This is a genomic window from Gemella haemolysans, from assembly GCF_028308085.1.
GTDB classification, from domain to species: domain Bacteria; phylum Bacillota; class Bacilli; order Staphylococcales; family Gemellaceae; genus Gemella; species Gemella haemolysans_D.
On sequence record NZ_JAQMFS010000045.1, the window covers coordinates 1 to 15,061 of the forward strand.

Below are 15,061 nucleotides of genomic sequence, written 5' to 3' on the forward strand. Positions count from 1 at the left end.
ACTAATTTGAATAATACTACAGGGTCTAAACAATTTCTACCTGATGTGTGGCTATAGTATTCTTCTGTCAAATCATAAATAAATTTAAAATCAATTGCTTCGGCTACTTTTCTTAAAAAGTGATTTGTAGGAACTAGTTCTGATAACGTCATTAATATTATTTCATCTTTGATATTTTCTTTTTTATTAAACATACTAAAAACCCCCTCTATATACTTATATTATAACATTTTCAGCACTTTTTCTCATTAAAATAGGCTGCTGACTCATGCAGTTTCTGCATTTGTCAACAGCCTGAAAAAAATAAGCCCTAATTAGGACTTATTTTTTAAAAATTATATTAGACTATTATATTCTTCTTCAGTTAAGTAACTTGAAATTGCACCCGTTTTTGTAGTTGTTAAACTAGCGTAGTTTGTCGAAAATTTTGCCATTTGTGCTAATTCTTCTTCTGAAATGTTATTAAGATTTTCATGATTTAATAGTTTCGATAAGAATGAACCAGCGAAAGCATCCCCTGCCCCCGTTGTATCAACAGCTTTTATGTTAGGTATTTCAGTTACTACTTTGTGATTTTCATAATAAACTTCTGCTCCATGTTCTCCTTTAGTATAAAGAACAACTTTCATGTGGCTAAAGTCTTTTTTCAAAGCTTCTTCGATATTAGTAGTTCCAGTTAAGAATTCTAATTCATTATCAGCAACTTTGATAACATCAACATAAGGTAAAAATTCTTTAATAGTTTCAAGATATACTCTATGATCATCCCAAAGATTGAATCGTAAGTTAACATCAAAAGAAATTAGCACGCCAGCTTCTTTAGCTTTTTTTAGTAATAGGTGATGGCTATCTTTTGATTCTTCTTGTATAGCAATACTTGCGAAGTGAATTGCTTCAATTTCCGATAAATCAACTTTTTCAACATCTTCTTTACTAATTCTTAATGTTGATGAACCTTTAAAGTAAAAACTAAATGAACGGTCTCCAGTTTCATCTAAAGAAACAAATGCTAATGGTGTAAAACTATCAGCTTTACGGCTTACATATCTACAGTCTACATTTTCATTTTTTAAAGTATTTTCTAGAAAATCACCAAAACCATCTTGTCCAAGTGATGTTAATAAATAACTCTTATGTCCTAGTTTTTGCGCAACACACGCAACGTTAGCTACACAACCTCCAGCCTCTTTTTTAAATGATTTTACTTTATCGATTGTTCCTACACCTTCACCAATAAAGTCAATTAGCATTTCTCCTATACATAAAACTGCCATTTTAGTTCTCCTCTCTAATTTCAATTGTTCCAAGTTCTTTTGCTAAATAATCAGTGGCTAAAATATTAACATTATGATTTTCTGGGTAGAATCTTGTTGAAAGTGCAAAAGATCCATCGTTTGCGAATAATTCTATAGATGAACTATCAAATACTATTTCCACATTTTCTAAATCCAGTTTATATTTTCTATCATCTCTTCCATAACCACTAGTTCCAAAAGATACTTTCAATTCTTTATTATCATAGCTTACTTTAAAATCAGCTACGCTAATTTCAAATTTATCGCCATGTTCTTGTTTATAATACCATGTATTTTTGTTAAAGTCATTAGTTTTAATATCGTTACCTAATAAATCTTTCACCGATTTGTGTAACGTTTGTCTAACTTTACCATCCTTGAAATTTACTACACGAGGTACAGTTAAACAGTTTTGATAACCAAACTTCACAGTCGGATTTGTATAGCTACTATCTGGTACATACATCCAACCTATTAAAACACGGTTATCATCTTCATCTAAGAATGTTTGTGCTGCATAAAAATCATGTCCATAATCTAATAATGTGAAGTTATCAAGTTTATCAACATTCTCAATTCCATCTTCAACTACAGAATATCCAATTTGATACACATTTTCATAATATGGGTACATTCTTGTAATACCTTGAGGTGAGAACATAAATATTTCTTTTCCATCTACTTCAAAATAATCAGGACATTCCCACATAAATCCTAGATTTTTTTCTGAATAAATAGTTTTATACGGTTTAAGAGTATCTTTATCATATACTAATAAACATCCATAATCATTACTATCTCTAGCACCTAGCACTAGATATTTTTTTCCGTTTTTTTCAAAAATTTTTGGATCCCTAACATGATTTGACATATTAGGATAATCGTCTGTTGTTAATAAACATTTTTTCTCAGTAAAATTAATTCCATCTTCCGTTTCAAAAGATATGGTATTATGACCACGTCCTTCATGAACGTAGTCATAATCTCCTTTATATTTCACATTCCCTGTGTAGTAGAAGACTAGCTTTCCATCTTCTATATTGGCACTTCCTGAATATACACCATGCGTTTCTTCTTCAATAGTTGGTGTTAGGAATACGCCACGATCTTCATAATTTTTTAGATCACTACTAGTATAGTAATACCATAGTTTTAATCCACCTTCTACTTCATAAGAATATTGGTGAAAAATATGATATTTACCTTTAAAGTAAGCTAATCCATTCGGATCGTTTAGCCAACCTTTAGTAGGTTCTAAATGAAGATTTTGTTTCCAGTTATTAGCTAGCATTTACAAGTTCCTTCTTAGTTTTGAAGAAGTATGCTGTTACTGAGAATGAAACGATGAATGATAATGCTAAACCAATACCAAATGTTGACCAGTGATTTGCAGGAATTGATAAGAATCCTGGAAGACCAGCCGCACCTAATGCAGATGCAAATACTTTGTTTAATCCAATCCATGCACTTCCTACCGCACTTCCTGCAATAGCTCCGTAGAATGGATATCTTAGTCTTAAGTTAACCCCGAACATAGCTGGCTCTGTAATACCTAGTAAAGCAGAAATACCAGATGCTGATGAGATTGATTTCATTTTTGTGTTTTTAGAGAATACTAATACCGCAAGAACCGCTGCACCTTGTGCTACGTTAGACATAGATGCGATTGGGAATATAAATGTTAATCCTGTTGCAGCTAGTAATTGAGTTTCGATAGCTGAGAAACTTTGGTGTAATCCTGTGATTACGATTGGTGCGTAGAATAAACCGAAAATACCTGCTCCTACGAATCCACCTTGCATGTATAACCATTGTAATCCTTGACCAAGTAAAGTACCAGCTTCACGAAGTACAGGTCCCATCCATGCGAATGTTACAAATCCAGTTACGAATAATGAAACTAATGGTGTAGTTAAGTTATCTAACCATGATGGAGTTACACGACGTAAGAATTTTTCGATTGTCGCTAATAACCAAGCAGCTGCAAGAATTGGTAATACAGTTCCTTGATATCCTACTTTAGCGATCTTAAATCCGAATACATCCCAGTACCCAAGAGTTGTAACTCTTTGAAGACCTTCTACAGCTTGACCACTTTGGTTAACGATATCTAAAGCTGGCGCAAGAAGTTGGTTTGTAGATGGATCTAATTTACCAAATGTATAGAAGTTCATTACATCTGGGTGAACCATTAACATCGCAAGAGCAGCTCCTAAATATGGATTCCCACCAAAACGTTTAGTAGCAGAGAATCCAATTAATACAGGTAAGAATACGAACGGCGCATTTGCAAATACGTTAACCATGTCTGCAAGTCCTGCGATACCTGGGTTAGCTTCAATAACTGATTTACCAGTGTAGAATAAATCTTTAGCTGTTAATACGTTATTGATACCCATTAAAAGACCACCAGCTACGATTGCTGGAATGATTGGAACGAAAATATCACTTAACATTTTTACAAAACGTTGAAGTGGATTTCCTTTTGTTTTTTTAACAGTTTCACTTGAATCTTCTTCACTATTTGAAGCAGCACCTTTGAATACTTCATTATATGCTGCGTAAACTTGTTGAACAAGACCACTTCCGAAGATTAGTTGAAGTTGACCATTGTTAAAGAATACACCTTTAACACCTTCGATATCTTCTAATTTTTCTTTATTATATTTTTTTTCATCGTTTAATTCTAAACGAAGACGAGTTGCACAGTGAACAACAGAGCGTAAGTTTTCTTGACCACCACTATGTTCAACAACTTCTTTTATAACTTTTTTTAAGTCCATAGTTCTTTCTCCTTTTTTATTTTTTAATTTTATATAACGACTTTTAACATTCACCAGAATTTAATGGTAACGTTACTTTTTATTGTACACCTCTTAATATCAAATTGTCAAGAGGAAAAAGTAACGTTACCATATTTTTTATAAATAGTAGCTTCCTTGCTTCAAAGTATTATTTTTGTTATAATCTAATAACTATAAAATAGGAGGCTTATATGGATTTTTCAATTAAAAATCTATTTACTAGTGTTTTTACAAACATTAATCGATATAAATTCACATACATTTCAATAGCTGCTATAATTCAACTAATTCTTGTATGTGGTTTATGGTTAATCGCTAGAGTTTTTCAACTAGCACTTACCCTCGCTGGTGAAGAACATCTTGACAAGAATAATATTCTTCATATATTAACTAACCCCTATAGTTTTATAATTCTTAATCTTTTAATACTTATCGTTGCATTTTTTATGTTTATAGAATTTTCTATACTGACATTTACGATATACGGACAACTAACAGATAAGAAATATTCATATCGAAAGATTTTAAAAAATGCATGGAATAAAACAAAAAATTTGGCAGGATATCAAACTCTATTTTTTATAATTTATTTCATAATTACTATCCCTACTGTTAATCTAGGGGTAAAATCTGTTTTAGCTAAAAACTTATTTATTCCTAAGTTTATAAGCGGTGAAATAATGAAAACCAATAGTGGACTTATTATTTGGGGAACAATTATGATAGTTTTTGCTTATCTAAATCTTAGATTAATTTTCACACTTCCTCTTACAGCTGTTGGAGATGAGAATATACTCGATAGTATTAAAAGGAGCTGGGAACTTACAAAAACCGGTAAAAGAAAACTTGTAATCACTATTATATTATTTGAAACAATATACATCATTATTGCAGTAATTTTAATCGGTGTTATCACCTTCTTATGTATTTATGTTGATAAGGATGGTAGTAATCCTATAGTTCAAACCTTATTTTTCTCAGCAATAAGTGCAATTATCTTCTTTATAGGGGTACTCTCAAAAATAACTGTTATTACTTCATTAGTTACTGTGCTAATAGATCAAAACGAAATATCAGAAGAACTAGTTAATAATCTTAATGAAAATAAGAAAAAATCTAGATTAGTAGCAACCTTTACTACTATAATAATTGTTATTGCAGCTATTATTAATGGTTTTAATATTTATGGAAATGGAGTCAACAAAAATATTGAAACTATTGCTCATAGAGGATATGTCGCAAAGGGAGTAGAAAATTCTATCGAAGCTCTTGAAGGTGCGGCTGAAGTCGGAGCTAATTACGTAGAATTAGATATATTGCTAACTAAAGACAATAAATTCATTGTAATACATGACTATAACCTTAAAAGACTTGCAGGTATTAATAAACGAGTTCAAGATATGAACTTCGATGAGGTTGTTGGTCTACAAATAAAACAAGGAGACCATACTAGTAAAATACCTTCTTTAGAAGAATTTGTAAATAAAGCTAAGGATTTAAATATGAATTTAGTAATAGAACTAAAACCTCATGGTGGTGAACCAAGTAACTACATCGACATTCTTATTGAAGAAATAAAAAGATTAAAACTTGAAAATTATAAATTCATGTCACTTAATTCTAAAGTTATGGAAGAACTTGAAACAAAGGAACCAAATTTAGAAACTGGTTATGTAATCCCTCTTCAATTTGGAAACTTTCACCAAACTAATGTCGATTTTTTCGTAATAGAAGACTTCTCATACAGAGATCGTCTAGTAGAACAAGCTAAAAAACAAAACAAAAAAGTTTTTGTCTGGACAATAAATGATCCAGCTTTAATTACTAGATACTTACAAAGCTCTGCAGATGGTATTATTACCGATGAACCTGAACTTGTAAAAGAAGAAAAAAATATCTTAGAAAATAACTACTCATATTATGATAAAATACTAAGACTTATTAATATATAAAAAATATCGACTGAAATTTGATTGTTTCAGTCGATGATTTTTATTATCCTGTGATTTTTTTAATAACAGTTTCTAAGACTTTTATTTGCTCTTGTAATTTTTCTTTAGAAGTATCTTCATTCAACAATTTTCTAGCAAAAGCTCTTGCTTTCCTATACTCAGTTTGCAATTCTGGAGTTGCTTGAGTATACTTTTCAGTTTTTATTAAATTATTATCTACCAATGTTTGTAACTTCGTTTTAAGTTGTTCGGTAGTTTCTGATATATTCTCTTCAGGTTTAGATTCTATACCCTCATTGCTATTTAGTTTCTCTATTTCTGAGATAAGTACTTTTAATACTTCAACAGTTGTTGCTTCTTTGATTCTCTTGAAATATTTTGTTTTATCTTGAATAAACTCAGAATTTAGTACTTTGCTTTTCGCTTCACTTCTAACTTTCTCCAATTCTTCACTTCCCGTTACTGAATTATTACTTGGAGTTGTATTTTCTACAACACTATTATTTTTAGAATTTTCATCTTTTAAAATATCTATAGCACTAGCTAGCTTTTTAATTCTAAGTTCTAATTCATTTTTATCAACATCAACTTTAGCTAATGTTTTTTCAGCATTTTCTTTCGATTTAAGCCATGCTTTCTCTTGAGCTGTACCATTCATTTTATAATTAGTCTCTATTCTTAAATCATTAGCAACTAATTCTTGTAGTTTAGTTTTTAGTCTTTCAATATCTTCACTTACTGCTGGCTGTATACCATTATTTGGAGACTCAACTTTTGGTTTTTCTACTACTGTATAATTTCCTTCAGAATTTTTATACACATATGTTACTTCTGTTTTATCCCCAATACGGCTATTTAAAGCACTATTATCTTTTACTTTAGCAAGTGTATATCCTACTAAATCGGCTTTCCCAACTGAAACTGGAAAGTGATCATATACTTTTAAAATCTTGTCTTCTGCAATCTTCTTACCTGCTTCATCTTGATATTTAAATGTTATATTTTTTACCTCTGGTACTACCTGTCCACCAGTTTTTTCTACAATAGCTCGAACTTGATGAGAGGTGTCAAAATTAACCCCATCCACCGCAAATGTATAAGTAAACGTCATGTTTTCTTTTAAATTACCTGGTAATATTATTTCAGCAATTTGGAATGTTCCATTTCCAAGGATACCATTATTCACACCGCTTTTACCTGCTAAAACCATCTTAATTAAATCACTCTCAGCACCTTCGATAGGCCACTCTACTCCATTTTGATCGACTATTTTAACTTTTGTTTTAACCTCATTCAAATTAGCTCCATATAAGTGAACCTCAGTTTTTTTACTAACTTGATTCGATGCTACTGTAGTTTCAGTTTTCTCTACTCCATCATTTACAGCGCCTGTTCCACTAGTTCTATATGATGTAATTGTCAAATTTGATAATACTGGTTTTGTACTATCTTGATTTCTACCCACTACCGTAAATGTGGGCTTATCTCTTCTGTCTCTTTTGTCTAATGTTGTAATATTAACCTCTTTGCCATTTTGATATAATTTCACTTTGTATGATTTCGATGTATTTGTGTTATTCTCTGGAAAATTTATTTTTGCTATAAGATCATTACCACGTTTTTCATAAACAACACTACTTGTTAATGAACTATTCTCTTCCACTGAATCAGAATTAAATACTCTTATTTTCACATTACTTGTGGTCAAATTATCCCCTTTTAAAACTAGAGTACCTAATCCTCCTCCTTGGAGAACTTCATTTTCTAGCGAATAATTTGTTATTCTAGCATCTTCTACGAATGCTTCTTGTATTTTTTCTATTGATTTATCTGTTTCTATTCCATCTATAGCAGCTACAAATTTGTAATTAACTACTTTATTACTTTCATTTTTTGGAACAGTAATTGTATAACTTACTTTATTAGTTGACTCAGTTAAAAATTTATCTATCGTCACATTATCTACTTTTTTTCCATCTCGATATGCAACAAGTCCTACTTTGTTTACATCTGTATTTTTAACTTCCACATCAAGTAATAACAATCCACCTTTACCTGGCAATTTATTTTGAACAATTGCTTCTTTAATAGACACTATATTACCATCTTCTCTTTTTGGGTTTTCCGGCGCTGTTTCTGTATTATTTTCTCCTGGTTTTTCTGGAGTTGGTTCTATATTACTTCCCTCAGGTTTTTCCGGTTTTGTTTCTGTATTATTTCCGCTAGGAGGTGTTACCTTCCCTCCTACTTTTTCAGCAATAGCATTAACTTCTTCAATAGTTTTAGCTGTTTTTAATTCCGCTCTCAATTTCAACTTATCTTCATGTTCTTTATTAGAAGCTAAAATCAATTTATTAACTTTTGTTTTTTCACTTCCAATAATAGCTGCATTAGTTTTTTCTGTTAAGTCTGAAATAGCAGTTTCCAATTGTTCTTTAGTAGCATTTGGATTTCTAAGTATTTTTTCTGCTTCTGTTCTAGCAAAAATCCATGCATTATTTGCTGGTTGATTTCCTTCGTTAGCGATGTATCCTTTTTCTGTTCTTAGTTCCCTACTAACTACTTTTTCAAGTTCACCACGTATTTTACTTAAATCCTCTTTTGGTTTGTCTTCTTTTTTTAATTCATCTAAATCTATAGAATCATAAAATTCATCTGTTCCTACTTTATATGGGATGAATTCTCCCTCTTCCTCTTTTAATATAAGATTAGTAGGGAATACTTCGATTCCTTGTCCTTTAACCTTAATAGTATATTCCTCTCCAACAGTTAACTGAACATTAGATAACATACCATTTTCACTTACAGCGACTACTTTATCTTTAGGATTATTTTTATTAATAAACTCAACTGTCACCTCGTTTAATTCAGGAGTTTTTCCATTTCTAACTAACATTTCAGGAATAACACCTTTTTTTAGTGGTTTCTCATCTGCTTTTGATTTTTTAATTTTTTCTAATACAGTAGTCAAGTTTCCAATATACCCTTTTACATAAATTGGTAAAGTCTCAGATTTAGCGAGTTCTTCTTTAGCTGAATTTACAATATCTTTTAATTCTTTATTAGGTGATTTTTCTAATTCTGCTTCCGCTTCTTTGATTTTTTCTTTTAAATCTGTTTTCAAATAATTTAAATCTATTTTTTTCACCACAAATACTGGAATCTTAGTACCATTATAATCTTCTAATGTATAATCTTTATTCAAATCATTGTAAGAAATTTTTCCTTCTTCAGAAACATTTAAATTCACTGAATCCGGTCTGAATTCCCAGTTGAATTGATCATTTTTTGATACATTTACTATGTAATCTACACCATTCACTTTAGTTTCTAAATCCAACTCTACAATACCATTTTTATTAGATCTAGCATTTTTCAATGTTGTAATTTTCGTTCTAATACCATTAACAGATAACTCAACATTCTCAACAGGATTTCCATTTTCATCTACTACTTTATAGTACGATTTAACAGTTTTAATTTCATTATCATTTTTTCTTTCTTCTTTAAAGTCAATTACTCCGGTAGTTTCTTCGGTAACTGCTTTATTATCAATACTTACAATTTCTCCATCTTTATCAGTTGTAAATATAACATTCTCTCTATTAAATGCTGAGTCTCTTTTTTCAATTCTTAGTTCATATTTTTTATTAGGTTTAAGTTTATTAGCAGTAAATGTTAATGTACCATCTTCACCAGTTTTTTCTTGTTTTACAATATTTGGAATAATACCATCATACTCAAACAATCTAAATGGAACATTACTAATTGGCTTACCTGAACTATTAGTCACTTTTGCAGTAATACCATCCAATGTAACTACATCATCCTCAGGTGTTTCTTCTTTTTCTATTTTTTTTACTTCTAAATTTTGTATTATTTCGTTAGTTTTTACATTGTATAATACAGAGAATCCATCCTCTTCTTTTGCTACTACATCAATATCTTCCATTTGATATTTCTCATTATCATTTAAAGATAATGTATAAACTTCATCCTTAGTAAGTTCCAGTCCACTAAGCATGCCTTTATTAGTATTTTTTTCAATTACTTCATTGTCATTTTTTTTATTAACTAGTATGTATGTCAACTTATCAATTACAGGTTTATTTTCATTTGTTACAACTAAATCATCAATGACTAATTTTTTAGGTTCTGATAATTTTTCTTTAATGTTTAGTTTAATATTTTTCACATTCCAAGCATAATCCCCAACTCCTACTTTTAAGTTAATAGGAACTACCTTACCTTGATTTTTAGTTAAGAATTCCTCTGTAAATGTAAAATCAAATTTTGATGTTTCTGGATTATAAGTCGCACTTACCCCGTCGACATTAGTAGTGACTTCTGAGAATAGATTAATAGGCTCATCACTTTCGAATACTTTCGCTAGTTTTTCACCTAATTCATTTAAGCCTTTAAATGGACTGTCTATTGTTACATTTGATTTAGAAACATCAACAGTTTTATCATAATTTATTCTTTGCCCTGCGAAACTAACACTTCCTTCACCTTCCTGTTGTTTAGCTACTCTATCGGCAATATACTGCTCAAGTCCCGAATAATCACTAATATGATTCCCACCTAATACTAAATCCTTTATATTAGTAAGATTTTTAATTGGTGTTATATCTGAAATATTATTACTTCCAAGTGATAACATTTCCAATTTAGTAAGATTTTTCACTACTGAAATATCTTTTATTCCCCCACTAATAATTGGATGAACAGGGTCACCTGTTTGGTCGTTGTTATTATGAAGGTCTAAATGTTTTAAATTAGTAAGTTTGGCTAAAGGTGAAATATTTTCTATCTTGTTAGCATATAAGTCTAAGTATTCTAAATTTGTTAATTCTGATAATGGCTGTAAATCTGAAATCCTATTTCTTATTAATGATAATTTAGTTAATTTATTCAATTTAGCAATTGGTGATAAATCACTTACTTCATTTTCATTTAAGTCTAGTTTTTCTAAATTTACTGCATTTTCTAATCCTAGTAAATTCTTAATTCCATGTGTTTGAATAAATTTAAACTCTGGTGTATCTTTTAAAGATGTTGTAGTAAGTATATTTTTTCCTTCTTTATCCCTTAAACTAAGTTCTTTTAGAGATTCAAGTTCTTTTTTAGTTATTTTTTGATCATCAGCTCTTTCACTGCTTAAGTTTTTATTAATTAATTTTTTAAGAACTGGATCGTTAATGATTACTTCTTCATCCTTATCACTATTTTCTTGGCCTTTAGGTTTAGTTGTCTCAGATACGTTGCCTGGTTGTTCACCTGGAACTGGTTTCTCTGTTTTTGATTGCTCTGGTTTTACTTCTGGTTTCGGTTGTTCCGGTTTCATCTCTGGTTTCGGTTGCTCCGGTTTCACCTCTGGTTTCGGCTGCTCCGGTTTCACCTCTGATTTCGGTTGTTCCGGTTTCACCTCTGGTTTCGGTTGTTCCGGTTTTACCTCTGGTTTCGGTTGTCCTGGTTTTACTTCTGGTTTCGGTTGTTCAGGTTTCATCTCTGGTTTCGGTTGTTCCGGTTTCACCTCTGGTTTCGGTTGTTCCGGTTTCACCTCTGGTTTTGGCTGCTCTGGTTTTACTTCTGGTTTTGGTTGCTCCGGTTTTACTTCTGATTTTGGTTGCTCCGGTTTTACTTCTGGTTTTGGCTGCTCTGGTTTTACCTCTGGTTTTGGTTGCTCTGGTTTTACTTCTGGTTTTACTCCTGGTTTTGGCTGCTCTGGTTTTACCTCTGGTTTCGGTTGCTCCGGTTTTACTTCTGGCGTTGGAGTTACTTCTGGTTTTTCTGTCTTAACTTCTGGCGTCTGTTTCTCCTCTGGTTTCTCTTGTTTTGCTTCAGGTACTGAATTATCTTCTACATGATACTTAACATCCACTCTTAATCTATTACCTGCAATATTAATTGTTTGTGAAGCACTTCTTTCCACTATTGCTGTATTAGGTAAAGTTTTTTTCCCATTCGAAATTAATTTTTTTATTGTTTCTAGCTGTTCTTTAGTTACTTTCTTTTCTATTTTTTGTCCAGCTTTTATACTTGCAATATGATATGAAGCTACTCTATTACCATTTAACATAACATTTACATCTATATCTGTTAGGTCTTTAGTTGCAGCTAACTCAATTACTGCTCCTCCATCTCTTTCTAATACACGCATATTAATATCTTTATTAGCCTGTACTTCTATATTTTCTTTCGCTTTCAATAATTGTATATTAGCTTGAGATGAAACAACTAAACTTGAAGCTATCATTACTGAAGCTATTCCCATACTAAATTTTCTAATTGAAAATACTTCTTTTCTACTAAATAAATTTTTCATACTTTTTCTCCATATTTATAGATTTACTTTATACTTTTTGTTGTATTACACCTACTATATTATAGCAATATAAGTGCTTTTTCAACACCCCTTCTATCTATATAGAAAAGTTTAAATAAAGTAATTTTTTTATTTTAATTACCTTTTTCTTTGTAATATCACAATCAAAAACTAAAAAATATCATATTATCATTATATTCAGAAAAATAATAATTTTTTTAGTAAATAACTAAGTAAATAATAATGGAAATCAAAAAAGCTAGAAACCATTTTAGATTCCTAGCCTTATAATTTATATTCTATACTAATTTTACAAAATATCTCAACGTTCTAATTAGTTGTGCAGTGTATGACATTTCATTATCATACCAAGAAACAACCTTAACCATTTGATTTTCGCCTTGTCCAATAACTTTTGTTTGTGTGGCATCAAATAACGAACCATAACTCATTCCTATTATATCAGAAGATACTATAGGATCTTCTGTATATCCATATGATTCATTAGCTGCTTTTTTCATAACTTCATTAATTTTTTCTACTGTAGCATTTTTTTCAATTGTTACAAATAGTTCTGTTAACGAACCAGTTGGAACGGGTACTCTTTGAGCTGCTCCATCTAAACGTCCATTTAACTCTGGTATAACTAATCCTATAGCCTTAGCAGCACCTGTAGTATTAGGAACTATATTTTCTGCTGCTGCTCTTCCACGTCTAAAATCTCCCTTATTATGAGATCCATCTAAAGTATGCTGATCTCCTGTATATCCGTGGATAGTTGTCATTAAACCATGTACAATACCGAAGTTATCATGTAATACTTTTGCCATTGGAGCAAGACAGTTTGTAGTGCATGATGCACCCGAGATTACAGTTTCTTCCCCAGTTAATATTTCATGATTAACATTATATACAATAGTTTTGACATCTGAGCCACCTGGTGCAGAAAGTAGTACTTTCCTAGCTCCCGCTCTTATGTGCGCTTCAGCTTTATCCTTACTGTTAAAACGTCCGCTACATTCTAGAACAATATCTACACCTAACTCTTTCCATGGTAAATTTTCTGGATCTGGTTCTCCAAAAACTTTAATTTCTTTACCATTTACGATAAACGCTCCCTCTCCTTCTTCTACAGTCCCTGGAAAAGGTCCTTGCGTTGTATCATATTTTAACAGATAAACTATTTGATTTATCGGTCTCATTCTTGATCTATTGACAGCTACAACCTCAATATCATCTGCATGCTGAGCCTGAATCTGTCTTAAGACCAATCTCCCAATACGACCAAAACCATTAATAGCAACTTTTATTGTCATGTGTTTTTCCCCCTGTTAATTATTTTACTCCTATAAGATAACTCATATGCTCATCCCTTTTACAACTTGAATTTCTTTTAAGTAAAATTATATGACAAACTAAACTTTTTAATTCATTATTTAATTGTGATTACCTATAAGAAATCTTATAGTAAGCGTTTCAAAACACCTAATTTCAGTATAGCATATAAAATTCTGTATTTCAATCGAGAAAATACAAATCATTATTCTTAAAATAAAAATAATACTAATTTTGTTTTATTATCATTTTATAAATCGTTTTCAACATTAATTTAAATATTTTATATTAAAATATTTAAATTATAAATTTTTAAAAAATAATTTCATATTGAAATTTCCTAATTTATAAATTATACTTATTATTGTAGACAATAAAAGGAGCTATATTTATTATGAAAAATAAAAAATTTGTTATGACTATTTCATCAGTTTTAGCAACTGTTGTTCTTGCAACAGGATGTGCACAAAAAACTGAAGAAAAAAAAGAAGAAAATAAGAGTGGAGATAACAAGATAACTCTTACTTATGATCAGCTTAGATCTAGAGAAAATACAATGGGTGCTTTATGGTATCAAAACGCAGCTGAAGTAGATGCTTTATACCAACAAGGTTATAATGTTGCTACTAGTAGATTAAAAGAACTACTAAAACAACCTACTGATAAACCTTATTCAATCGTATTAGACTTAGATGAAACAGTATTAGATAACGTTCCATATCAAGTTAAAAATGTTAAAGATGGAACTGCATTCAACCCGAAAAGTTGGGATGAATGGGTTCAAAAAGCCGAAGCTAAACCTGTAGCTGGAGCTAAAGAATTCTTACAATTTGCTGACAAAAATAAAGTTCAAATTTACTACATTTCTGACAGAACTGATTCACAAGTAGATGCTACTATCAAAAACCTTGAAGCACAAGGTATTCCAGTTCAAGGGCGCGATCACCTAATGTTCAAAAAAGAAGGTGACAAATCTAAAGAAGGACGTCGACAAGAAGTTATTAAACATACTAACCTAGTTATGTTATTTGGAGATAACTTAGTAGACTTCGCTGAATTCTCTACTACATCAGAACCTGATAGAGATAAAATGTTTGAACAATTAAAAGCTGAATTTGGTGAAAAATTCATAATCTTCCCTAACCCACTGTACGGATCATGGGAATCAGCAGTATATAAAGGTGAGAAAAAAGATGCTAAAGGACAATCTGAAGCTCGTCTAAATGCACTTAAAGGATACTAATCTAAAAGAATAACAAATTACCATAAATAAAAAATATAAGTGATTTAAAATATAATTTAAAAATATTATTAAGTCACTTATATTTTTTTTTATTTTTAAAATCA

General features: G+C 30.7%; 7 protein-coding genes and 1 pseudogene. 2 read left to right on the forward strand and 6 right to left on the reverse strand.

Annotated features, from left to right (window positions below; genetic code table 11):
• The 4 genes and pseudogenes from PNO30_RS03045 to PNO30_RS03060 form a co-directional block, all read right to left on the reverse strand.
• A pseudogene (locus tag PNO30_RS03045) lies at nucleotides 1–194 on the reverse strand (IS5/IS1182 family transposase); the annotation flags it as partial.
• Nucleotides 195–335: 141 nt separating this feature from the next.
• A complete protein-coding gene (locus tag PNO30_RS03050) occupies nucleotides 336–1,274 on the reverse strand; it encodes a carbohydrate kinase family protein (protein ID WP_271987117.1) in 939 nt (312 codons plus the stop codon).
• A 1-nt stretch (nucleotide 1,275) separates the two neighbouring features.
• Nucleotides 1,276–2,586 carry a glycoside hydrolase family 32 protein gene (locus PNO30_RS03055; protein WP_271987118.1) on the reverse strand — a complete coding sequence of 437 codons (1,311 nt, stop codon included), beginning with the start codon at nucleotides 2,584–2,586 and terminating at the stop codon, nucleotides 1,276–1,278.
• Nucleotides 2,576–4,078, reverse strand: a complete 1,503-nt coding sequence (locus PNO30_RS03060) for a sucrose-specific PTS transporter subunit IIBC (protein WP_271987119.1) — start codon at nucleotides 4,076–4,078, stop codon at nucleotides 2,576–2,578. Before PNO30_RS03060 ends, PNO30_RS03055 begins: the two co-directional genes overlap by 11 nt.
• Before the next feature lie 212 nt (nucleotides 4,079–4,290).
• Between PNO30_RS03060 and PNO30_RS03065 the strand changes: the two genes are divergently transcribed.
• The gene (locus PNO30_RS03065) at nucleotides 4,291–6,051 is read left to right on the forward strand and encodes a glycerophosphodiester phosphodiesterase (RefSeq protein ID WP_271987121.1); all 1,761 of its coding nucleotides are present in this window, start codon (nucleotides 4,291–4,293) and stop codon (nucleotides 6,049–6,051) included.
• A 43-nt stretch (nucleotides 6,052–6,094) separates the two neighbouring features.
• Here PNO30_RS03065 and PNO30_RS03070 read toward each other — a convergent pair whose 3' ends face one another.
• Both PNO30_RS03070 and gap read right to left on the reverse strand, forming a co-directional pair.
• On the reverse strand, nucleotides 6,095–12,379 hold the full coding sequence (locus tag PNO30_RS03070; RefSeq protein ID WP_271987122.1) for a leucine-rich repeat domain-containing protein: 6,285 nt from the start codon (nucleotides 12,377–12,379) through the stop codon (nucleotides 6,095–6,097).
• 299 nt (nucleotides 12,380–12,678) lie between these two features.
• The gene (gap, locus tag PNO30_RS03075; RefSeq protein ID WP_271965942.1) at nucleotides 12,679–13,695 is read right to left on the reverse strand and encodes a type I glyceraldehyde-3-phosphate dehydrogenase; all 1,017 of its coding nucleotides are present in this window, start codon (nucleotides 13,693–13,695) and stop codon (nucleotides 12,679–12,681) included.
• A 413-nt stretch (nucleotides 13,696–14,108) separates the two neighbouring features.
• On the opposite strand from gap, the gene PNO30_RS03080 reads away from it, so the two are divergent.
• Nucleotides 14,109–14,957 (forward strand): 5'-nucleotidase, lipoprotein e(P4) family, encoded by an 849-nt coding sequence (locus tag PNO30_RS03080; RefSeq protein ID WP_271965944.1) that lies wholly within the window; start codon nucleotides 14,109–14,111, stop codon nucleotides 14,955–14,957.
• Nucleotides 14,958–15,061 lie beyond the last annotated feature (104 nt).

Coding starts and splice junctions, on each gene's coding strand:
- PNO30_RS03050 (WP_271987117.1), bottom strand. CDS start 1,274: ATGGCAGTTTTATGTATAGGAGAAATGCTAATTGACTTTATTGGTGAA.
- PNO30_RS03055 (WP_271987118.1), bottom strand. CDS start 2,586: ATGCTAGCTAATAACTGGAAACAAAATCTTCATTTAGAACCTACTAAA.
- PNO30_RS03060 (WP_271987119.1), bottom strand. CDS start 4,078: ATGGACTTAAAAAAAGTTATAAAAGAAGTTGTTGAACATAGTGGTGGT.
- PNO30_RS03065 (WP_271987121.1), top strand. CDS start 4,291: ATGGATTTTTCAATTAAAAATCTATTTACTAGTGTTTTTACAAACATT.
- PNO30_RS03070 (WP_271987122.1), bottom strand. CDS start 12,379: ATGAAAAATTTATTTAGTAGAAAAGAAGTATTTTCAATTAGAAAATTT.
- gap (WP_271965942.1), bottom strand. CDS start 13,695: ATGACAATAAAAGTTGCTATTAATGGTTTTGGTCGTATTGGGAGATTG.
- PNO30_RS03080 (WP_271965944.1), top strand. CDS start 14,109: ATGAAAAATAAAAAATTTGTTATGACTATTTCATCAGTTTTAGCAACT.